General features: G+C 59.1%; 19 protein-coding genes. 8 read left to right on the top strand and 11 right to left on the bottom strand.

From position 1 onward, the window contains the following. Nucleotide 1: 1 nt before the first annotated feature. Both ACR0KW_RS00435 and ACR0KW_RS00430 read left to right on the top strand, forming a co-directional pair. Complete coding sequence (locus tag ACR0KW_RS00435; RefSeq protein WP_480803256.1) at nucleotides 2–580, top strand: YqaA family protein; 579 nt, start codon at nucleotides 2–4, stop codon at nucleotides 578–580. After that, nucleotides 577–1,044 (top strand): disulfide bond formation protein B, encoded by a 468-nt coding sequence (locus ACR0KW_RS00430; protein WP_480803255.1) that lies wholly within the window; start codon nucleotides 577–579, stop codon nucleotides 1,042–1,044. Before ACR0KW_RS00435 ends, ACR0KW_RS00430 begins: the two co-directional genes overlap by 4 nt. Here the strand turns inward: ACR0KW_RS00430 and ACR0KW_RS00425 are convergent. Further along, nucleotides 1,041–1,628, bottom strand: coding sequence for an HNH endonuclease (locus tag ACR0KW_RS00425; protein WP_170335684.1), 588 nt, complete (start codon nucleotides 1,626–1,628; stop codon nucleotides 1,041–1,043). The genes ACR0KW_RS00430 and ACR0KW_RS00425 overlap by 4 nt on opposite strands. A gap of 213 nt (nucleotides 1,629–1,841) precedes the next feature. On the opposite strand from ACR0KW_RS00425, the gene ACR0KW_RS00420 reads away from it, so the two are divergent. Both ACR0KW_RS00420 and ACR0KW_RS00415 read left to right on the top strand, forming a co-directional pair. Continuing rightward, on the top strand, nucleotides 1,842–2,447 hold the full coding sequence (locus ACR0KW_RS00420; RefSeq protein ID WP_480803254.1) for an rRNA large subunit pseudouridine synthase E: 606 nt from the start codon (nucleotides 1,842–1,844) through the stop codon (nucleotides 2,445–2,447). A 31-nt stretch (nucleotides 2,448–2,478) separates the two neighbouring features. Then, nucleotides 2,479–2,904 carry a VOC family protein gene (locus ACR0KW_RS00415; protein ID WP_480803253.1) on the top strand — a complete coding sequence of 142 codons (426 nt, stop codon included), beginning with the start codon at nucleotides 2,479–2,481 and terminating at the stop codon, nucleotides 2,902–2,904. Between the two features lie 4 nt (nucleotides 2,905–2,908). Here the strand turns inward: ACR0KW_RS00415 and ACR0KW_RS00410 are convergent, their stop codons facing one another. Genes ACR0KW_RS00410 through ACR0KW_RS00395 form a run of 4 tightly spaced genes read right to left on the bottom strand, consistent with a single transcriptional unit; the run spans nucleotide 2,909 to nucleotide 5,005 of the window. Beyond that, nucleotides 2,909–3,211, bottom strand: coding sequence for a putative quinol monooxygenase (locus tag ACR0KW_RS00410; RefSeq protein WP_480803252.1), 303 nt, complete (start codon nucleotides 3,209–3,211; stop codon nucleotides 2,909–2,911). Then, a complete protein-coding gene (locus ACR0KW_RS00405) occupies nucleotides 3,205–3,708 on the bottom strand; it encodes an N-acetyltransferase family protein (RefSeq protein ID WP_480803251.1) in 504 nt (167 codons plus the stop codon). Before ACR0KW_RS00405 ends, ACR0KW_RS00410 begins: the two co-directional genes overlap by 7 nt. A gap of 2 nt (nucleotides 3,709–3,710) precedes the next feature. After that, the gene (locus ACR0KW_RS00400; RefSeq protein WP_480803250.1) at nucleotides 3,711–4,376 is read right to left on the bottom strand and encodes an alpha/beta hydrolase; all 666 of its coding nucleotides are present in this window, start codon (nucleotides 4,374–4,376) and stop codon (nucleotides 3,711–3,713) included. Continuing rightward, nucleotides 4,373–5,005 (bottom strand): DNA-3-methyladenine glycosylase family protein, encoded by a 633-nt coding sequence (locus ACR0KW_RS00395; protein ID WP_480803249.1) that lies wholly within the window; start codon nucleotides 5,003–5,005, stop codon nucleotides 4,373–4,375. The genes ACR0KW_RS00400 and ACR0KW_RS00395 overlap by 4 nt, the downstream gene beginning before the upstream one ends. Before the next feature lie 96 nt (nucleotides 5,006–5,101). Between ACR0KW_RS00395 and ACR0KW_RS00390 the strand changes: the two genes are divergently transcribed. After that, a complete protein-coding gene (locus tag ACR0KW_RS00390; protein ID WP_480803248.1) occupies nucleotides 5,102–6,328 on the top strand; it encodes an MFS transporter in 1,227 nt (408 codons plus the stop codon). 3 nt (nucleotides 6,329–6,331) lie between these two features. Here ACR0KW_RS00390 and ACR0KW_RS00385 read toward each other — a convergent pair whose 3' ends face one another. Genes ACR0KW_RS00385 through cysS form a run of 3 tightly spaced genes read right to left on the bottom strand, consistent with a single transcriptional unit; the run spans nucleotide 6,332 to nucleotide 10,199 of the window. Then, entirely contained in the window at nucleotides 6,332–7,108 is a 777-nt protein-coding gene (locus ACR0KW_RS00385) for a squalene/phytoene synthase family protein (protein WP_480804181.1), read from the bottom strand. A gap of 2 nt (nucleotides 7,109–7,110) precedes the next feature. Beyond that, nucleotides 7,111–8,745: a citramalate synthase gene (gene cimA / locus ACR0KW_RS00380; protein ID WP_480803247.1), complete on the bottom strand. Its 1,635-nt coding sequence runs from the start codon at nucleotides 8,743–8,745 to the stop codon at nucleotides 7,111–7,113. Beyond that, on the bottom strand, nucleotides 8,745–10,199 hold the full coding sequence (gene cysS, locus ACR0KW_RS00375; RefSeq protein WP_480803246.1) for a cysteine--tRNA ligase: 1,455 nt from the start codon (nucleotides 10,197–10,199) through the stop codon (nucleotides 8,745–8,747). The genes cimA and cysS overlap by 1 nt, the downstream gene beginning before the upstream one ends. 265 nt (nucleotides 10,200–10,464) lie before the next feature. On the opposite strand from cysS, the gene ACR0KW_RS00370 reads away from it, so the two are divergent. After that, nucleotides 10,465–11,655 (top strand): pyridoxal phosphate-dependent aminotransferase, encoded by a 1,191-nt coding sequence (locus ACR0KW_RS00370; protein ID WP_480803245.1) that lies wholly within the window; start codon nucleotides 10,465–10,467, stop codon nucleotides 11,653–11,655. Nucleotides 11,656–11,661: 6 nt separating this feature from the next. Here ACR0KW_RS00370 and ACR0KW_RS00365 read toward each other — a convergent pair whose 3' ends face one another. Next, nucleotides 11,662–12,180: an outer membrane protein gene (locus ACR0KW_RS00365; protein ID WP_480803244.1), complete on the bottom strand. Its 519-nt coding sequence runs from the start codon at nucleotides 12,178–12,180 to the stop codon at nucleotides 11,662–11,664. 417 nt (nucleotides 12,181–12,597) lie between these two features. On the opposite strand from ACR0KW_RS00365, the gene ACR0KW_RS00360 reads away from it, so the two are divergent. Next, nucleotides 12,598–14,139 carry a trimethylamine methyltransferase family protein gene (locus ACR0KW_RS00360; RefSeq protein WP_480803243.1) on the top strand — a complete coding sequence of 514 codons (1,542 nt, stop codon included), beginning with the start codon at nucleotides 12,598–12,600 and terminating at the stop codon, nucleotides 14,137–14,139. A 52-nt stretch (nucleotides 14,140–14,191) separates the two neighbouring features. Here the strand turns inward: ACR0KW_RS00360 and ACR0KW_RS00355 are convergent, their stop codons facing one another. Together ACR0KW_RS00355 and ACR0KW_RS00350 are read right to left on the bottom strand one after the other, a co-directional pair. Further along, nucleotides 14,192–14,437 carry an EF-hand domain-containing protein gene (locus ACR0KW_RS00355; RefSeq protein WP_480803242.1) on the bottom strand — a complete coding sequence of 82 codons (246 nt, stop codon included), beginning with the start codon at nucleotides 14,435–14,437 and terminating at the stop codon, nucleotides 14,192–14,194. Nucleotides 14,438–14,977: 540 nt separating this feature from the next. Then, nucleotides 14,978–18,598, bottom strand: a complete 3,621-nt coding sequence (locus ACR0KW_RS00350; RefSeq protein ID WP_480803241.1) for a vitamin B12-dependent ribonucleotide reductase — start codon at nucleotides 18,596–18,598, stop codon at nucleotides 14,978–14,980. A gap of 535 nt (nucleotides 18,599–19,133) precedes the next feature. On the opposite strand from ACR0KW_RS00350, the gene ACR0KW_RS00345 reads away from it, so the two are divergent. Continuing rightward, nucleotides 19,134–19,568 carry a hypothetical protein gene (locus ACR0KW_RS00345; RefSeq protein WP_480803240.1) on the top strand — a complete coding sequence of 145 codons (435 nt, stop codon included), beginning with the start codon at nucleotides 19,134–19,136 and terminating at the stop codon, nucleotides 19,566–19,568. Nucleotides 19,569–20,107: the final 539 nt, after the last annotated feature.

The raw sequence follows: 20,107 nt of genomic DNA, 5'->3' as shown, positions 1-20,107 counted from the left end.
TATGTTGCGCTCGCTTTATGACTGGACCATTCGTCTGGCCGAACATCCGCATGCCCTGTGGGCGCTGGCCGTTGTGGCCTTTATCGAAAGCTCGTTCTTTCCGATCCCGCCCGATGTGCTGATGATTCCGATGATCCTGGCCCGCCCCTCGCGCGCATGGCTAATTGCAACGGTCGCACTGGTGGCCTCGGTCCTGGGGGGCTTGTTGGGCTATGCTATCGGGGCGTTCTTCTACGAAAGCATCGGCCAGCCGATTCTGGAATCCATGGGCAAGGCGCACGCCATGGAAGAGTTCAACACCCGCTTCAACGATTTCGGCTTCTGGGCCGTTCTGGGCGCCGGTGTCACACCGTTTCCCTACAAGGTCATCACCATCATGTCGGGCTGGACCGGGATGCCGCTGGGCACCTTCATCGCCACCTCGATTCTTGCCCGCGCGCTGCGCTTCTTCGTGGTCGCTGGACTTCTTTGGGGCTTCGGAGAACCGATCCGGGCCTTCATTGAGAAGCGCCTGGGCCTTATGTTCACACTGTTCGTCGTACTTCTGTTCGGCGGGTTTCTTGCGGTGAGGTACCTATGACACGCAAAAACATTCTGGTCCTGATCGCGAGCTGCGGTTCGTTGGCGCTGCTGCTTGGGGCGTGGGGCTTTCAGCATCTCGGTGGGCTCGCGCCCTGCAAAATGTGCATCTGGCAAAGGTATCCCCACGGCGTAGCCATTCTGATCGGTGCAGTGGCGCTGGTTCTGCCGCGTGTAAACCTGTTGCCCCTTCTGGGCGCGCTCGCCGCACTGACGACCGCAGCCATCGGTGTGTTCCACGCCGGGGTCGAGCAAAAATGGTGGGAAGGCCCCACCAGCTGTACCTCGGGCGATATCGGCGGCCTGTCGACGCAAGAGCTGATGGATCAGATCATGTCTGCGCCGCTGGTGCGTTGCGATGATATCCCGTGGCAGATGTTGGGCGTTTCGATGGCCGGGTGGAACGCTATCCTGTCGGGCGTTCTGGTGCTGGTCTGGATCGCCGCGTGGCGGGCGGGCCGTTAGAACTCGTCCAGTTCCGCATCCCAATATAGAAAGTCGATCCAGCTGTCATGCAGGTGGTTCGGCGGGAATTTGCGCCCAACGTTGCGCAGCGCCTCGGCATCCGGCTGACGTGGCGGTTTGCGTAGGGTCATTCCCGCCTGCCTCAGCGATTTCGACCCCTTTTTCAGGTTGCAGGGGCTACACGCCGCGACCACGTTCTGCCAGCTGGTCACACCCCCAGCGGCCCGCGGCACAACATGGTCAAAGGTTAGATCTCCCTTGCTGCCGCAGTACTGACAGCGGAATTCGTCCCTCAAGAATAAATTAAAGCGCGTGAAGGCCACGCGCTTTCTGGGTTTTACATAATCTTTGAGGACAACGACCGACGGTATTCGTATCTCGGTACTCGGGCTTCGGACGACCTCGTCGTACTCGGCCACAATGTCCACCCTGTCCAGCCAGGCTGCCTTTATCGCTTCTTGCCACGGCCACAGGGAAAGCGGGTAGTAAGACAAGGGACGATAATCGGCGTTCAAAACCAATGCCGGATGATGCTTGAGCGCACCGGGTTCCCTGACAAATTCGGTTCTGAAGTCTCCATCCATCTCTGAATCGCTCCTCGCTCTGCTCTGCCCGTTTTTGACATCAGAGCGGGGAACACCCGCCCCGGCCTTAACTTAACTATATATCGTGTTAAAACTCTGACAAGCCCTGAGTTTCCACAATATCTCGGGTATTGGGTAAGGCGAATCCGTAACATTTGCGTGACAGTTATCCACAGGTTGCACCAATGTGGCCTGCGGGCTATGGCGAAGGTCATGAGCTGGTTCATCCGATTCAACAAACCATTCAACGTGCTGCCGCAGTTTACCGACCGCGCCAATGCGGAGTCGCCGCGCAGCACTTTGTCGGACTATATCGACCTGCCCGGCGTCTATCCGGCCGGACGGCTGGACCGCGATAGCGAGGGGCTGATGCTGCTGACCGACAACGGGCGACTGCAGGCGCAGATCTCCGACCCCAAGCACAAGATGGCCAAAACCTATTGGGTTCAGATCGAGGGCCTGCCTGATGCCGCGGCCCTCAAAGCCTTGCGCGACGGGGTAGAGTTAAAAGACGGCGTGACCCGGCCTGCCAAGGCACGCCTAATCGATGAACCGCAAGGGCTGTGGCCGCGTAATCCTCCGATCAGGGTGCGCCAGTCGGTGCCGGATTGCTGGATCGAACTGACATTACGCGAAGGCCGCAACCGTCAAGTGCGTCGGATGACGGCAGCCGTCGGCCACCCCACCCTGCGCCTGATCCGGGCCCGTATCGGCGACTGGTCGCTGGACGGCCTTGAGCCCGGCCAATGGGACAGCCTGCCCGCTCCGGCGCTGAACTCCGCACCACAACGAAAACGGGACCGCCGCCCGCGCCGGTGACAAAAACCACGTGTTGTGATACACTTATAGAATGAAAGTCACACCGGACATACCCGCGCCCGCCGGAGTTCTCGAGGCCGCGCTCTACGTCGATGACCTGGATGCGGCAGAGCGGTTCTACGGCGAAATCCTGGCGTTGAAGAAAATTCAACGCGTGGCAGACCGGCACGTGTTCTTCCGTGTCGGCGGCTCGGTCTTGTTGCTGTTCAACGCGGATGAAACCGAGAAACCGCCCGGCAACCCCGACCTGCCAGTACCGCCCCATGGCGCGCGCGGTCCCGGTCATGTCTGCCTGATCCTGACGCGTGATGAGATCGATGTGATGCGCAAGCATCTTCTGGACTGGAATGTTCCGGTGGATGCTGAATTCGACTGGCCAGGTGGCGCACGCTCACTTTACGTGCGCGACCCGTCCGGCAATTCAGTCGAGTTTGCAGAGGGTCATTTGTGGGACTGACTGGTCACCGCAGAGGTTGCTTTTCCCCACCAACAACGCGGTAGATATCGCTTGAGACGACGCCGACCTCGGCCAAAACAGCCTGAAACGCCGCCATGTGCGGCGCCGAAAAATGAGCCTCTAACGAAGCCTGGTCCTGCCATTCCTCATAGACGCGAAACCGTGTGGGCTGCCCCAGAATCCTGCTGAACTCGTAAACCAGACAGCCGGGTTCTTTCACCGTTTCCACCACCATCGCCTGCGCCGCTTTGGCTGCTTTTTCAACGCCTTCGGGCGAAACTTCCACTGTTCCCGTCACGATCAGCACAGGGCGCCCTTTCTCAGGTCAACCCGCTTGGTGATTCTGTCGACCGGTCGCCCATCCCGCAGCGGCACACCGTAGGCGACCGAGTAGTCACGGAACCCCATCTTGTCGTAATAGCCCAGCCCCATTCCGTTATCGGCGCGAATGGTTGCGCTGATTGCGTTCAAACCGACCCCGGCGGCGTATCTGGCGGTTTCCGTAAACAGCGCCCGTCCGGCCCCTTTCAGCACCGGCGCGCGGCGGGTGAAGGTTGCGATGTCGGCGCAATCTTCGGGCAGCGTGTCATGCGCCCCCAGCCATTGGAATCCCGCAACCTCGCCCTGATCGTCCAGGGTGACGTGGCAGCAAATCCTGTCCGCCCCGCCCAGATAACTTTGCGCAAACAGAGCCTCGGAAAACGGGATTTCAAACGCGGTCGAGCCTCCGATCTCGATGATATCGTTGAGGATGCGGCAGGCCGCGCTGACATCCTCGGGCATCATGGGGCGGACCGCGATCATGGCTACAGGCTCAGCTTGTCGCGCATGAAGGCCAGCGCGACGCTGAGGCCGTCGGGCGCGATACCGTGGCCAGTGCCCTTCATTACATGCGCGTAGATTTCCTTGAAATCCGCCGCCTGCAGGGCTTCGGCCGCTTCGGGCAGAGATTGCGGTGGCACCACGTCATCAGAATCCCCGTGCACCAGCAGGATCGGCATCCGGCTGACGGTTTCATCAGGCAGCAGATCGGGTTCCAGCAAGCGGCCCGAGAAGGCCACGATCCCGGCTACCGGATCCTCACGCCGCGGGGCGACATGCAAGCTCATCATCGTGCCCTGCGAGAATCCGAACAGCACAACCTGCTCGGGCAGCACGTCTTCGTCCACCATCAGCGCGTCGAGGAATGCGTTGAAATCATCAGCGGCCATTTCCATGCCGCGCCGCGATTCCTCTTCGGACGAGCCGTCGATCCACGGGATCGGGAACCATTGATAGCCGTTTGGCATTCCGGGGATCTGCTCGGGCGCATCTGGGGCAACAAACAGCGTATCAGGCAGGTGTTCACCCAGCGGATCGGCCAGCCCCAGCAAATCGGCGCCATTTGCGCCGTAGCCGTGCACGAACACCACGACCGAGCGTGCGTCGCCCGAAACCGGCTCTTTTCGGAGCGCATTCAAAACCCGTGTCATCTGATCCCTTCTCGTTCTTTGGCCACCCGGTAATAGGCCCACAAAACCCGCGCCGCAACCGACCGCCATGGCGACCAGGCCTCGGCCATCTGTCGCAGTTCCTTGTCAGTCGGGCGTTTGGGTAGGTCGTAGAGAATTCGCGCGGCTTCCTGCAGCGCCAGATCGCCCGGCGCGATCACGTCGGCGCGGCCCAGCGAGAACATCGCGTAGATCTCAGCGGTCCAGACGCCAATACCCGGAACCTCGGTCAATGTCGCAACGACATCCGCGTTAGGAGCATCGCGCAATGCCCTGTAATCAATACGTGCTTCGGCCAGCGCGCGGGCGTATCGGATTTTCTGGCGGCTCAGCCCCACGGCGCGTAGATCGTCATCGGTTGCCCACATGATCTTGCGCGGACCGGTAAGCTTGGCGTCCTGCAGTCGCTTCCAGATCGCATTGGCCGAGGCGACGCTGACTTGCTGGCTGACAATCGCACTGAGCAGCTGCGCGAACCCATCCGGACGGCGACGCAAGGGCAATGGCCCGGTTTGGTCCATCGCATAAGCCATGCGCGGACACGTTTCGGCCAGCCACGCGGCCCCTTCCGACACACATTCGTTGGTTTCGATGATACGTCCTACGGACATGCGCGCTCCGGGCTGATGATCACGTGCACGTTAGGCTGCTTTGCCGCATATGCAACCCGCTTGTGCGGCTGAGTTTTCGCGGATACCCATAGGCCCATGACACTGACCGCCACCACCCCGGACAACAGCCAGGCCAAACGCAACGTCGCCGTTTTGGTGGCTGCGCAGGCCATTCTGGGGTCTCAGATGCCGATGATCTTCATCGTTGGCGGTCTTGCGGGACAGTCGCTGGCGACCAATGCCTGTCTGGCGACTTTGCCCATTTCGCTGATCGTACTGGGATCCATGCTGGCCGCCACACCTATTTCGGCGATCATGCAGCGCTGGGGGCGGCGTGCCGGTTTTCTGGTTGGTGCCACCGCAGGTGCCTGCGGCGGTTTCGTAGGTGCATATGGGCTGTATCTGGGTTCGTTCCCGATCTTCCTGCTGGGCAGCTTTCTGACCGGCATTTACATGAGCGCTCACGGATTCTACCGGTTCGCCGCCGCCGACACCGCATCGGATGCGTTCCGCCCCAAGGCGATCTCTTACGTTATGGCGGGCGGTCTGGCCGCGGCCATCATCGGGCCGCAGATCGTCAAGCTGACCTCGACCGCCTATGTGATCCCGTTCCTAGGCACCTACATGGCGGTGATCGCTCTGAATGTTTTCGGCTCGGCGCTGTTCTTTTTCCTCGACATTCCAACGCCCGAGAAACCCAAGGAAGACGCGCCCCAAGGGCGGTCCCGGCTAGAGATGCTGAAGACCCCGAGCATCGCCGTGGCGATCATCTGCGCGATGGTGTCTTACGCACTGATGAACCTTGTGATGACCTCGACCCCGCTGGCGGTAGTGGGCTGTGGGTTCAGCGCAAATGACGCCGCGGATGTGGTCACCAGCCACGTGCTGGCAATGTATGTACCCAGCTTTTTCACCGGCCAGCTCATCGCGCGTTTTGGGGTCGAGAAAATCGTCGCCCTCGGCCTTGCCATTCTGGCTGGCGCGGGCGTGGTTGCCCTACAGGGTGTCGAGTTGGGCAATTTCTTCGTCGCCCTGATCCTGCTGGGGGTCGGCTGGAACTTTGGTTTCATCGGCGCGACCACAATGCTGGCCTCCTCACATGACGTAAGCGAACGCGGGCGGATGCAGGGCCTGAACGATCTGCTGGTGTTTGGTGGCGTCACGCTTGCGTCGCTGGCCTCGGGCGGGCTGATGAACTGCTCGGGCGGTTCAGCGGTCGAGGGCTGGACGGCGGTGAACCTCGCCATGATCCCGCTGCTGACACTGGCGGGCGGCGCGTTGCTGTGGCTGGTGCTGAAACCGTCCGAGGCGGAAACGGTATAGGACCTACCAGCGCCCGCTGGCCACGGTCCACATAAGCGACAGCCTGCGGCGAATTTCACCCTGTGCCAAATCCCCGGCGGCCACACGATCCGGGTGAGCTACTGCCTGCCGCAGAACCCACTCTGCCTGCCATCCCGCGTATAGCGCAGGCCGGGCTTCAGCCGAAACACCGGACGCTTTGGAACGCGCCTGCCGAAGCCGATCCAAAGCCTTCTGCGCAAGAACCTGAACTCCATCGGGCGTGCCGTCCAGCAAAGGGATACGGCCCCGCGTTTCAAGATCTGGAATGGCCCGCAACCAGTTCGCCACGCCGACGCCATAACCGAAGTCGCGCAGAACGCCCTCATCCGCAGCACCCAACACCTGCGCTGACGCGACCATCAAAGACCCGGCTGAATGGTTAATATAGGCGTCGAAATGCGCCTCATCCTCGAACGGATCTCGGTAGATATCCCAGCGCCTTATGGCCACATACTCATCCAACATAGCAGCAAGATGCGGCGACAGAACCTGCGCCAGAGGCGTCACAACCTCGTGCCTGCGCACGGGCTTACCCTCGGCAATCTCCTGCAACGCATCGCGCCACCATTGCAGCCGCATCTCGGCGATCATCGCTTCCTGAGTAACCCACGGTGCGCGCGCGACCTCGACGTTCAACGCATAGAGCGGAAACAACAGCGGCCGTGCCGCAACGGGCGCCGCCATCACCGCCATGAACCGGTCGGGATCGGCGCGATGCACCAGTTCCGCGCAGGCCTTAACGTTGTCGTCGAAGTCCACGGTCACTCGGCGACCGCCGTCTGCGACCCGCAATCGCGCACCAGTTTCCACTGGATCGCGTCCAGCAGCGCCTCGAATGAGGCATCGACTATGTTCGCACTGACGCCCACGGTCGACCAGCGCCGCCCCTGCCCGTCTTCGCTGTCGATGATCACGCGGGTCACCGCTTCGGTCCCGCCTTGGGTTATGCGCACCTTGAAGTCGACCAGCTTCATATCGGCCAGAATCTGTGAGTACTGCCCCAGATCCTTCGAAAGCGCCTTGGCCAGCGCGTTCACCGGCCCCCGGTCGCTGCCGTTTTCATCCATGGACTCACTGACCGAGAGCTTCTTTTCCCCGTCGACCTTCACGACAACCACGGCCTCGGACAGGCTGACCATCTTGTTGTACTTGTTCTTGCGCCGCTCAACGGTGACCTTGTAGCGCTTGACTTCGAAGAACTCGGGCAATTGCCCCAGCTCATCGCGCGCCAGCAGCTCGAAACTCGCCTGAGCGGTGTCATAGGAATACCCCTCAGCCTCACGCTGCTTGATCCGGTCCAGAATACGCCCCAGCGCCGGGTCACCTTTTTCCACGACCAGACCGGCCTCGGTCAGCCGCTTACGCAAGTTCGATTGCCCTGCCTGATTTGACATCGGAATGATCCGCGCATTGCCGACCGCGCCCGGCTCGACATGTTCATAGGTCGACGGGTCCTTAAGGATCGCGCTGGCGTGCAGCCCCGCCTTATGCGCAAAGGCCGAGGCCCCCACATAAGCTGATTGCTTGCTGGGCACCCGGTTCAGAATATCGTCCAGCATCCGGCTGATGCGCGTCAGACTTCCCAGCGCCTGCAAAGTGACACCTGTTTCAAAGCCCGACGCATAGGGTTCCTTCAACAGCAACGTCGGGATCAGCGCCGTCAAGTTGGCATTGCCGCAACGCTCGCCCAAGCCGTTCAACGTGCCCTGGATTTGCCGCGCCCCGGCGTCCACGGCGGCCAGAGAACAGGCCACCGCGTTCTCGGTATCGTTATGTGTGTGAATACCCAACCGATTCCCGGGCAGCCCCGCAGCAATCACCTCGGACACAATGCGCGAGACCTCAGCCGGCAGCGCGCCGCCATTGGTGTCACACAGCACAACCCAGCGTGCGCCAGCGTCCAGAGCGGCTCGACACACCTCAACCGAATAGCCCGGATTGTCCTTGTAGCCGTCAAAGAAATGCTCGGCGTCGAACAGCGCCTCACGCCCCTGCGCCATGATATGCGCGACCGAGGCGCGGACGTTCTCGACATTCTCCTCCAACGAGATCCCCAGCGCATGGGTGACGTGGTAATCGTGCGATTTGCCGACCAGACACACCGCCTGTGTCCCTGCATTCATCACGGCGGCCAGAACATCGTCATTCTCGGCCGACCGACCCGATCGCTTGGTCATGCCAAACGCGGTCAGACGGGCCGAGGTCTTGGGCGCGACCTCGAAAAACGCGCTGTCCGTCGGGTTCGCCCCCGGCCAGCCGCCTTCAATATAGTCCACGCCCAACTTGTCCAGAGCCTGCGCGATTTGAACCTTTTCGGCGGTCGAAAACTGGACGCCCTGCGTCTGCTGCCCATCCCGCAGGGTCGTGTCGTAGAGGTAAAGGCGTTCCTTTGACATCACACTTCCTCCAGCTTGGCAGCATCAAACCCGGCACCCGGCACCAGTTCCACCCCGTCCTTGCTCATGCGAACTTCCAGACCCGCGGCCACATAAGCGGCTTTCAGGCGATCCACTTCAGAGAAGTCCTTGCTTTGCATCGCAGTTGCCCGGGCATCTGCAAGCCGGTTTGCGTGTGCAGACAGGTCTATTGAACCAGTATCCGCCCACTCACCCATTTGTTCGGAAAGAAGCCCAAGAAGCTGAGCTGAAGCAACAAAACTTCTTTTGGCGTCTTCTGGGCTTTCATATTCTTCTAACTTCGAAACGGCTTTTGTTTCCAAAGCATAAACACGGGCGAAAAGAGCGTGTAGCTCGGCCAATGCGCCCGCCGTGTTTAGGTCGTCACTCAGCGCAGCGACAACTGCGGGCGCCGCGCTGGCGGCGGGCTCGATGCCCGCAGTCAGCGCCCGCCACTTGCGCAACGTCGCCTCGGCCTCACGCGCCTTTTTCTCGGTCCAGTCCATCGGCTTGCGATAGTGGGTCTGCAGGAAGACAAAGCGGATCACCTCACCCGGCACGCCCTGCTCCAGCAGATCGTGCACGGTAAAGAAATTGCCCAGCGATTTGGACATCTTCTTACCTTCGACCTGCAGCATCTCATTATGCAGCCAAACCCGCGCAAACTCCCCTTCGGGATGCGCGCAGCAGCTTTGCGCAATTTCATTCTCATGGTGCGGAAACATCAGGTCGTTGCCGCCGCCGTGAATGTCAAAGCTGTCGCCCAGCAGCTCATAGCTCATGGCCGAGCATTCGATATGCCAGCCCGGACGTCCCCGGCCCCAGGGGCTGTTCCAACCCGGCAGCTCATCGGTCGAGGGCTTCCACAGCACAAAATCCATCGGATTTTTCTTGTAGGGCGCGACCTCAACCCGTGCCCCTGCAATCATGTCATCGACAGAGCGTCCAGACAAAGCGCCGTATTTCTCTTTCCAATTGTCCACGGCGAACAGAACGTGCCCCTCGGCCGCGTAAGCATGACCCTTAGCAATCAGGTCTTCGATCATCGCGATCATCTGGTCAATGTATTGCGTAGCGCGCGGCATCTCGTTGGGCTCCAACGCCCCCAGCGCCCCCATGTCATGCAGATACCAGCCGATGGTCTCGTCCGAACGCTCCTGCACCAACTGTTCCAACGTGCCCGCGGCACCGGCCTGCTGCCGCGCTAAGGCGGTTGCGTTGATCTTGTCGTCCACGTCGGTGAAGTTACGCACATAGGTCACGTGATCCGCGCCGTAAGTGTGCCGCAGCAAGCGGTAGAGCACATCGAATACAACCACCGGCCGTGCATTGCCCAGATGAGCGCGATCATAGACGGTCGGTCCGCAGACATACATCCGCACATTGTCGGCGCTGATCGGAACGAAATCCTCTTTCGTCCGAGTCCGGGTGTTGTGCAGTTTGATCGTCGTCATCGGTCGGCTCCTAAAGACAGCGTGGCTTCTCGCGTTGGCGCGGGCTTAGCAACTTGTCTCAGGGATGAAAACGAAAGAAACCGGCCCGCGTGATAAATCAGCAGGTAATGCAGCAGATAATGATGCAGGTCATCCGGTTCATTCTGTCCCAGTAGCACGCAGACCGCCTTGCGCCAAGCCCCGAGTTCCGCCCCTGTGCGTCGCCGATTGACATTCCCGAACGCCTCTGGCCCTGTCAGCGCAAGACACCAGACGGAGGCGTGCCATGAAATTGTCGCAGCGTATCACTCATCTGACCGAAGGCGGCAGTGACGGCTGGGAAGTGTTCTATCGGGCCCGCCGGATGATCAGCGACGGTTACGCAGTGACCGAGCTGACGATCGGCGAACATGACATCCGCACCGATGCGTCGATTCTTGAAGCGATGGACCTGTCCGCCCGGCAAGGTCACACCGGTTATGCGATGGTCCCTGGCACCGATTTGCTGCGTGACACAGTGGCCGCCCGACTGCAGGCGCGTACCGGAGTGCCCACCAAGCGCAACAATGTATTGATCACGCCTGGCGGACAATCGGCCTTGTTTGCGGCCCATGTCGCGGTGTGTGATCCTGGTGATGTCGGGCTGTATCTCGACCCGTATTACGCCACCTACCCCGGCACGATCCGCGGCGCCGGTGCCGTGGCGCGTTCGATCCAAACCACCGCCGAAGACGCGTTCCAGCCCCGCGCCGAGCAGATCGAGGTCGCCGCCGACGGCGCTGTGTCCTTGCTGGTCAACACGCCGAACAACCCCACCGGTGTTGTGTATTCCCGCCAGACCCTCGAAGCGATCGCCGAGGTGTGCCGTCAGCGTGACCTGTGGCTGATCTCGGACGAGGTTTACGACACGCAGGTTTGGGAAGGCGAACACATTTCGCCGCGTACCCTGCCAGATATGGCCGAACGCACTCTGGTTGTCGGATCGATGTCGAAATCTCACGCGATGACCGGATCTCGCTGCGGTTGGATTGTCGGGCCTGAAGAGGTGATTTCTCATCTGATCAACCTCGCCACGCATACGACCTACGGTGTCCCCGGGTTCATTCAGGACGCCGCCAGTTTCGCACTGAATGCGGGCAATGATCTGGAAGAACAGATTGCCGAACCCTTCCGCCGACGTCGCGCGCTGGCCGTTGGCATTCTCGAGGCGCAGAACTCCATCGGGCTGGTTCCGGCACAGGGGGCGATGTACCTGATGCTGGATATCCGTGCCACCGGCCTCAGCGGTGACGGGTTCGCCAATGCCCTTCTTGATACGCACGCAATCGCGGTAATGCCGGGTGAGAGCTTCGGGTTTGCAGCCGCAGGCCATATCCGCGTGGCGATGACGATTGACGATGAGAGATTCGCAACCGCCCTGTCCACGATTTGTGCATTTGCATCTGAATTGGCTGAGCGTCACGCCACCGTCGGCTGACAGACATCAAAAGCGGAAAGACGTCCGCAAGTTGAACACGTTCGAATCCAACCCGCCATCCGTTCGGGTGACATCGTCAAAATTCTGCCGCAACGCCTCGCCGCTGATCACCAAACGGTCGTTGATGGGATAAGCCACGCCGATTCCGTAGACGGCGGCGGTGTCGTTGTCGACCGAAGCATCCAACCGGGCCGCACCAACCACGACGTAACCCAGGGCGCCACCGAAATCATAACCGCCACGCAGTTTCAGGCGGGTCATACTGTCCAGACTGCCCTCGCCGCCACCCAGATCCAGGGACAAGCGATTATATTCCAGTTCACCACCCAGGACAAAATTGCCGAAATCCCGGTCATACCCTATATGAGGCCCAAAGACAGTGTCGTTGCCGCTTGATCCGTTCGGTCCATCTGCTTCGGCATATCCAAAACTGAAACCGGCATAAGCCCCGGTCCAATCCTCAGCCATTGACGGGGCTGCAATGCTCGCCACCAAAATGAGACTGAGGGCCTTAAGGGCTTTCATTAAACTCTCCTAAAGAACCTTTCGCCAGAACTTTGGTCTTTTGAGTCAACGTAACTTAGAAACCTGGTCCGCAATCGTTAAGATTCAATTGAGCTCACGAACCACTCTTAAATAAGTGAAGGAACCATAACAGATTTCTGCCTTAGCGGGAAAAATTCTTCCGCTACTAAATAATTGCCGTGACACATGTATCACAGCTTCGCTTTTGAACTCTCAGGTCGCAAACAGGACAGAAAGCAGATGTGCACATCGGAATACTGATCTCCGAAACGCGAGGACAGATGCAAAACGACGTTTGGAAAATTCGGCTGATCAGCCGTACCATTGGTGCGGATCGTGGTCGTGCGGCGCGGGGGCGGCCAACAAGGGCGTGAAAACACCCTCACTCCTGACGCCTTTTCTACTGGATTCTGACTCATGAACGATCAAACCCGTACCTCTTCCCGCAGCGGCGGACGCGCCGCGCGCCGTGCCGCTCGTGCCACCGCCCTGCCCGAACACCTGCGTCCCATCCGCCCCGGCATGGAGGGCGGCGTCCTCAATGTTCTGAACCAGGCACAAATAGAACGCATTCACGAGGCTGCTCTGACCGCATTGGAGACCATCGGCCTGGCCGACGCCCCGCAAAGCGGGATCGATTACCTCGTCGGTGCGGGTTGTACACTGGGCGACGATGGCCGAATCCGCTTCCCCCGAGCCCTCGTTGAGGACACGATTGCCAGGGCCAACCGTTCGGTCACGTTGTACAGCCGGAACGGCAAAACCGATCTGGACCTGTCCGGCACCAAAGTTCACTACGGAACCGCAGGCGCGGCCGTCAGCGTGGTTGACGTTCACGGGAATGAATACCGTGATTCAACAGTTCAAGACCTGCATGACGCATCCCGCATCTGCGAACAGCTTGAAAATATTCACTTTGTTCAGCGTCCGATGGTCTGTCGCGACATTCCCGACAACCTGGAGATGGATCTAAACACGATCTACGCCGCGTGTTCGGGTACGTTCAAACATATCGGCACATCCTTCACCGAACCGCATCACGTGGCCCCGGCGATGGAGATGATCTACACAATCGCCGGCGGCGAAGATAAATTCCGTGAGCGTCCGTTCATCTCGAACTCGAACTGCTTTGTCGTGCCGCCGATGAAATTTGCGACCGAAAGCTGCGAGGTTATGGAACTGTGCATCAAGGCCGGGATGCCGGTTCTGTTGCTGTCGGCCGGGATGGCGGGCGCGACCGCACCTTCGACAATCGCCGGTGCGATCACTCAGGCCACGGCGGAATGTCTGGCCGGACTGGTTTATGTAAACGCCGTAAGCCCCGGTGCGCCGGCGATTTTTGGCACTTGGCCATTTGGTCTGGACCTACGCACAGGCGCCATGTCGATCGGGTCCGGCGAACAGGCTCTGCTGACCGCAGGCTGCGCCCAGATGCACCGGTTCTACGACCTGGCAGGCGGGGCCGCCGCTGGTGCGTCCGACTCGAAAATGCCCGACATGCAGGCCGGATGGGAGCAGATGTGCTCGAACGTCATGGCCGGGCTGTCGGGTGTGAACATGGTGTACGAAGCGGCAGGTATGCACGCCTCATTGCTGGGCTTCTGTCTGGAAAGCCTCATCCTCAGCGACGACCTGATCGGTCAGGCGCAGCGCTGTGTGCGTGGAATCGAAGTGACCGATGAAACGCTGGCATTGGACCAGATCGCCGAGGTTTGCATGGGCGGACCAGGCCACTATCTGGGCACCGACGCAACGCTCAGCCGAATGCAGGCGGACTATGTTTACCCAACCTTCGGTGACCGGACCTCGCCCAAGGAATGGGCGGAACTTGGCAAACCCGATCTGATCGAGAAAGCGACAAAGCGGAAGGAAGAGATCCTGTCGTCCCCGTCACCGGCCCGGTTCGATCCGCTGCTGGACGCCGAGATTCGCGGCAAGTTCAACATTCACCTCGCCTGATAGAATATTGTAAAAGCGGCCAGATTTGATCTGGCCGCCTTCTATTTCGGGGTTAGCCGTCAGTCGCCGGAAGCAGACCTGCTTCCTGCGCCACGGCGATTTCGGCCTCATCCAGCGCGCCGTCACCATTTGCATCCATTGCCGCGAAACCGTCTGCGTCAACATCGGGCAGAACGGCCTGCACTTCTTCGATTGTCAGCACACCATCCCCATTGGCGTCAGCCGAGGCTTGGGCGACGGCCAGCATCGGCAATCCAAGGGCAAGGACAGAGATAGCGGTCAGAACTTGCGGTTTCATTGTGATTACTCCTGATTGAGTTTTTGTGTCTTTCGTCCGGACAGCATCAGAAACACCGCAACGGGATACTGTGTCACCTGCATTCAGGATTGTTTCCGATTTCGCGCCAATCTCCGCGTGTTTGGCGGAGTCGCATCTGCGATCAACCGCCGGAAAAAACTAGGAATCCTCGATTCGGCGGGTCTTGCCCGACGTGTCATGCACAATCCGGCAAAGCTCTGCTCAAATCCCGGGTGAAGCCGCTGAAAAAAGAAAGGGGGCCGAAGCCCCCTGCCAGTTTCGCCTTCCAGGCTCATTTCGTTGACCGCCCGGTGTTTTTTTGCCTGCGGCCTGGACTGCGCATGGGACGAGCGCACCCGCCCCGTGAAAGAGTGGAAAAGAGCAAATATTCCGCCCCACCCTGTTCCCGGCCAACACGGGCATGTCGGCCGAGTGGAGAAAGGTCGTTAGGTAAGTCTCAGACCCTTTCTCCGTATTCGTCGGGGCCGGTCACTGTGGCAGCATCCGACCCCTGCGCCCCGGGGTGCCGGGGCGATTGTCTTAGCTACACCCGCTGGTTGCGCCGCAGGTGTTGCATTTCATGCAGGTGCCGTTGCGCACCAGCGTGTAGTTTCCGCATTCGCCGCAAGGATCGCCCTCATAGCCCTGCATCTTGGCTTTGGTCCGTGCATCCATGCTGGTTGCAACAGCGGTTTCAGTTGAAGGCGCTTCAAAGGTGGGCGCGGTTTCGGCCATGCCGTTCACCTCTGCCTGACCGCCATTAAAGACCACCAGATCTTGCGGCAGACGCTTGCGAAGATACCCAGTCGAGCTGATTTGTTTCAGCACTTCCAAAGACTTGGAGGCCGCGCTGTCACTGATTTCCGAGACATTGGACAAACCGTCCTCTTCGCCACGCCCCAGATCGTCAAAGGTTGCACCTTCGGGCTTCACATGGGCCAGATCGGTGCGGTCCAGATAGGACACGGCCAGCTCGCGGAAGATGTAATCCAGGATCGACGTCGCGTTCTTGATCGAGTCGTTGCCCTGCACCATCCCGGCCGGTTCGAACTTGGTGAACGTGAAGGCATCCACGAACTCTTCCAGCGGCACCCCGTATTGCAGGCCGACCGACACTGCGATTGCAAAGTTGTTCATCATCGCCCGGAAGCCAGCGCCTTCCTTGTGCATGTCGATGAAGATTTCGCCCAGCTTGCCGTCTTCGAACTCACCGGTGCGCAGATAGACCTTGTGGCCGCCTACGATCGCCTTCTGGGTGTATCCCTTGCGGCGATGGGGCAGTTTTTCGCGATGGCTGCGGATGATTTCCTTGACCACAACCTTCTCGATCACCTTCTCGGCCAGAACGACGGCTTTTTCCTGCGCCGAACCGCTTTCCAGCACTTCCGCCGCTTCGTCATCATCCTCGACCAGAGCTGCGGCCAGAGGTTGAGACAATTTCGAGCCGTCGCGGTACAGCGCGTTGGCTTTCACACCCAGCGACCAGCTGAGTTCGTAGGCCTTCTGGCAATCCTCGATGGTCGCGTCATTCGGCATGTTGATCGTCTTCGAGATCGCGCCCGAGATGAAGCTCTGCGCCGCCGCCATCATGGTAATATGGCTGTCAACGCCAAGGAAACGCTTGCCTTTCTTGCCACACGGGTTGGCGCAGTCGAAGATCGAATAATGCTCTTCCTTCAGGTGCGGCGCACCTTCCAGCGTCATGGTTCCGCAGACATGGTCATTCGCTGCGTCGATATCCGCCTTGGTAAAGCCAAGATGGCGCAGCAGATCAAAGGTCGGGTCATTCAACTTTGTCGCCGGGATGCCCAGAACGCCGGTGCAGAAATCCTCACCCAAAGTCCACTGGTTGAAGACGAACCGGATGTCGAAGGCACTTTCCAGAGCTGCATCCACTTTGGCCAGCTCATTCGGGCCAAAGCCGTGACCGGTCAGCGACGTGTGGTTGATCCCCGGCGCGTTGCCGATGGTGCCGTGGCCAACCGCGTAGCCTACGATCTCTTCGATCTGAGACGAGGAATAACCCAGCTTTTCCAGTGCCGACGGCACTGAGCGGTTGATGATCTTGAAGTAACCGCCGCCGGCCAGCTTCTTGAACTTCACCAGAGCGAAGTCCGGCTCGATCCCGGTGGTGTCGCAATCCATCACCAAACCAATGGTGCCGGTGGGCGCAATTACAGTCGCTTGCGCATTGCGGTAACCGTTCTTTTCGCCGAGGCTCAGCGCCTCGTCCCAGGCTGACATGGCCAGATCGACCAGACGCTTGTCCGGGCAATTGTCGTGATCCAGAGGAACCGGCTTCACCGCCAGTTTCTCATAGCCCTCGGTCACACCCTGCGACGCACGGCGGTGGTTACGGATGACACGCAGCATGTGGTCGGCGTTGCGTTCGTAGCCTTTGAACGGGCCAAGCTCTCCGGCAATCTCGGCCGAAGTCGCATAGGCCACACCGGTCATGATCGCGGTCAGTGCGCCACAGATCGCCCGACCCTTATCCGAGTCATAGCTGTAGCCCATATTCATCAGCAGGCCGCCGATATTGGCATAACCCAGACCCAGCGTACGGAAGTCATAAGACAGTTGCGCGATTTCCTTCGACGGGAACTGCGCCATCGTCACCGAGATTTCCAGCGTCAAGGTCCACAGACGCGAGGCGTGCATGTAGTCCGCTGCCTGGAACTCACCATCCTTCAGGAAGGTCAGCAGGTTCATCGACGCCAGATTACAGGCCGTGTCGTCCAGGAACATGTACTCCGAGCACGGGTTCGAGCCACGGATCTGACCGTCTTCGGGGCATGTGTGCCACTCGTTCACCGTGTCGTGGAACTGGATGCCCGGATCAGCGCAAGCCCATGCGGCGTGGCCGACCTTTTCCCAAAGATCACGTGCCTTGACGGTCTTGGCGACCTTGCCATCGGTGCGGTTGATCAGTTCCCAATCCGCGTCTTTCTCGACCGCAGTCAGGAACGCGTTGGTCACGCGGATCGAGTTGTTCGAGTTCTGACCCGAGACCGAGCTATAGGCTTCCGAATCCCAGTCCGTGTCATAGGTCGGGAATTCGATGCTGTCGTGGCCCTGTTTGGCGTAATCCAGCACGCGCTTGATGTAAGTCTCGGGGATCGCGACCTTCTTCGCCTCGCGAACCGCTTTCTTCAGGCTTTCATTCTTGTTGGGATCATACGCATCGTCTTGCGCACCGTCCCAGCTGCGGATGGCCTCGAAAATGCCGTTCAGCATCTTCTCGTGCATCTTCGATCCGGCAACGATCGAGGCCACCTTCTGCTCTTCGATCACCTTCCATTCGATGAATTGCTCGATGTCCGGGTGATCTGCATCGACGATCACCATCTTTGCTGCTCGACGGGTTGTCCCGCCTGATTTGATCGCGCCAGCGGCGCGGTCGCCGATCTTGAGAAAGCCCATGAGACCCGAGGACTTGCCGCCACCCGACAGCGCTTCGCCTTCTGCACGCAGATGGCTGAAGTTGGTCCCGGTACCCGAGCCGTATTTGAACAGGCGCGCCTCGCGCACCCACAGATCCATGATGCCGCCTTCGTTCACCAGATCATCATCGACCGACTGGATGAAGCACGCGTGCGGCTGCGGATGTTCGTAAGCGGATTTCGATTTGGTCAGCTTGCCGGTTTTATAGTCGACATAGTGGTGCCCCTGCGCCGGGCCATCGATTCCATAGGCCCAATGCAAACCGGTGTTGAACCACTGCGGGCTGTTCGGTGCCGCGCGCTGGGTCGCCAGCATATAGCGCATCTCGTCGAAATAGGCGCGCGCGTCTTCCTCGGTCGAGAAATAGCCGCCTTTCCAGCCCCAGTACGCCCACGCACCGGCCAGACGGTCGAACACCTGCTTGGAAGAGGTTTCACCACCGAATTCAGCACCTTCGGCCGGAACCGAGCGCCACAGGAATTCGGGAACGTCCTTTTCCTTGACCTTCTTCAGCGCTGAAGGGACGCCGGCCTTGCGGAAGTACTTCTGCGCGATAACGTCGCTGGCCACCTGGCTCCACTTTGCGGGAACTTCGATCTCGTCGAGGCGAAACACGATGGTGCCATCCGGGTTCCGGATTTCTGATGTCGCGGACACAAAGTCCAGCTCTGCGTACGCGTCCTGCCCCGATTTGGTGAATTTCCTGTCAATCTTCATGTCCGCAGCCCTAGATTCAATCAACTTGTCCCTTGGCATCAGGGGCGTTTTTAGCGTTCCGTCAGCCGTGCCAGAAATTTTGGACGCAAACGACCCGGCGCTGTTTTTGACAGCGCGAAACCGTTCGTACGGTTGCACGTTTAATAGAAGTGCTTTCCGACCCTCGCCCTATGCCCCGCTCCGGTTATTCTACCAGATTTAGTGGCATCCCTTTCGGCCCATACAACTTGGCGTATTCAGCCATAGATCGTCAATGTCATTTTTCAGTCATTTTCGAAATCTTTTATATTGACCCAAAGGTTTCGGAGGCCCCTCTGCGGCCGGATTGCGATTCCTCCACAGGTTCATCCACCGGCCACGCCGCGCTCCGTGAAAATCATCCAGCGGGATTAACTGTGTTTCTCGGCACAGTTACCGGCATTTGGTAATCCGGCGCTAAGATGGGTAGGCTGAACAAGAATCAAAAAAATCGCTCGTCGGTGTGTTGGACAAAATTCATTTCGTGAAAAACGAATTATCGAGGGGGCCAGATCCAATGTTGGTGTTTCGCTTACTTCCCGTAATGGCGTTGATCGTGGCCTGCACACCACAAGATGTGCCCCAGCCAACGCGCAGCGCGCAGTTCGACACATACCCTGAACGGCTTTTTGATACGTTCGAAACCCAATGTGCCGGGCCCGGTGAGCAATTCCAGAAAATCGGGAATCGGGTCTATGAATGCACCGAGTTGCTGCCACCGGACACAACCGCTTTTCTGATTCTCAATTATGATGGATACCCGCAGGACCTGCCCAAGAGTGTCATGCGGATGACATCGACCAAGAACACCTCGGGCTACCGCGTGGATGCCGAGCTGTTCTTTAGCGTGCCCCAAAAACAGGGCCCTGCAGTCAACGTCCCAGTGGAAAGCAAGAATCTGGATCAGGCGCTTGGCGCGCTGTTCCAGACGATGGGTGGTTCACCGATATGAAGGAAAGAAGTGGTCGGGGCGGCAGGATTCGAACCTACGACCCCCTGTACCCAAAACAATGGGAGTAAACTATTTTTTAAATTTATTTCAAAGGCTTGAAGAATGGTCCTTCGATCCCGCCTCACTTATCTCTAATCGAGTTCACTTTCCTAGCCACTGCTTCGCTCGAAGCACACTACTTGATTCTTGAAAAAATCTCGAATCCAAGAAAAAGGCCATCTGAGTCTCCCACTCACCAGATCTTTGTTAGGGAGAGATTCTGCGTCGGGAATGTACAAGCAGTAAGTGTTTGCGGACTGATTTACCTATTAGTTTCGAAACACTGCCTAAGAAGACTAAATAACTTACCCTTCTGCACCTCAATTTCACGCGCGAGTTCGTTGAACCAGATTTCGTCCTCCTTCAAAACTTTCAGGTGCAACTGCCCAGTGTATTTCGATCTGGGCCTGCCAGCGGGTCGATGTGCTACTTCCTGGGTTTTGTGTTCCTCGCCGGCGCAGCAAGTCGTGAACTTTTTTTCAGTAGTGCTCTCCAAAATT

Source organism: Ruegeria sp. CG11 (assembly GCF_056537245.1).
Note: the sequence above shows the minus strand (reverse complement) of the source record. Positions and strands in the feature narration are given on the sequence as shown.

Coding starts and splice junctions, on each gene's coding strand:
- ACR0KW_RS00395 (WP_480803249.1), bottom strand. CDS start 5,005: ATGTCCGTAGGACGTATCATCGAAACCAACGAATGTGTGTCGGAAGGG.
- ACR0KW_RS00350 (WP_480803241.1), bottom strand. CDS start 18,598: ATGAAGATTGACAGGAAATTCACCAAATCGGGGCAGGACGCGTACGCA.
- ACR0KW_RS00415 (WP_480803253.1), top strand. CDS start 2,479: ATGAAAGTCACACCGGACATACCCGCGCCCGCCGGAGTTCTCGAGGCC.
- ACR0KW_RS00405 (WP_480803251.1), bottom strand. CDS start 3,708: ATGATCGCGGTCCGCCCCATGATGCCCGAGGATGTCAGCGCGGCCTGC.
- cysS (WP_480803246.1), bottom strand. CDS start 10,199: ATGACGACGATCAAACTGCACAACACCCGGACTCGGACGAAAGAGGAT.
- ACR0KW_RS00400 (WP_480803250.1), bottom strand. CDS start 4,376: ATGACACGGGTTTTGAATGCGCTCCGAAAAGAGCCGGTTTCGGGCGAC.
- ACR0KW_RS00425 (WP_170335684.1), bottom strand. CDS start 1,628: ATGGATGGAGACTTCAGAACCGAATTTGTCAGGGAACCCGGTGCGCTC.
- ACR0KW_RS00435 (WP_480803256.1), top strand. CDS start 2: ATGTTGCGCTCGCTTTATGACTGGACCATTCGTCTGGCCGAACATCCG.
- ACR0KW_RS00370 (WP_480803245.1), top strand. CDS start 10,465: ATGAAATTGTCGCAGCGTATCACTCATCTGACCGAAGGCGGCAGTGAC.
- ACR0KW_RS00345 (WP_480803240.1), top strand. CDS start 19,134: ATGTTGGTGTTTCGCTTACTTCCCGTAATGGCGTTGATCGTGGCCTGC.
- ACR0KW_RS00360 (WP_480803243.1), top strand. CDS start 12,598: ATGAACGATCAAACCCGTACCTCTTCCCGCAGCGGCGGACGCGCCGCG.
- ACR0KW_RS00355 (WP_480803242.1), bottom strand. CDS start 14,437: ATGAAACCGCAAGTTCTGACCGCTATCTCTGTCCTTGCCCTTGGATTG.
- cimA (WP_480803247.1), bottom strand. CDS start 8,745: ATGTCAAAGGAACGCCTTTACCTCTACGACACGACCCTGCGGGATGGG.
- ACR0KW_RS00390 (WP_480803248.1), top strand. CDS start 5,102: ATGACACTGACCGCCACCACCCCGGACAACAGCCAGGCCAAACGCAAC.
- ACR0KW_RS00420 (WP_480803254.1), top strand. CDS start 1,842: ATGAGCTGGTTCATCCGATTCAACAAACCATTCAACGTGCTGCCGCAG.
- ACR0KW_RS00365 (WP_480803244.1), bottom strand. CDS start 12,180: ATGAAAGCCCTTAAGGCCCTCAGTCTCATTTTGGTGGCGAGCATTGCA.
- ACR0KW_RS00430 (WP_480803255.1), top strand. CDS start 577: ATGACACGCAAAAACATTCTGGTCCTGATCGCGAGCTGCGGTTCGTTG.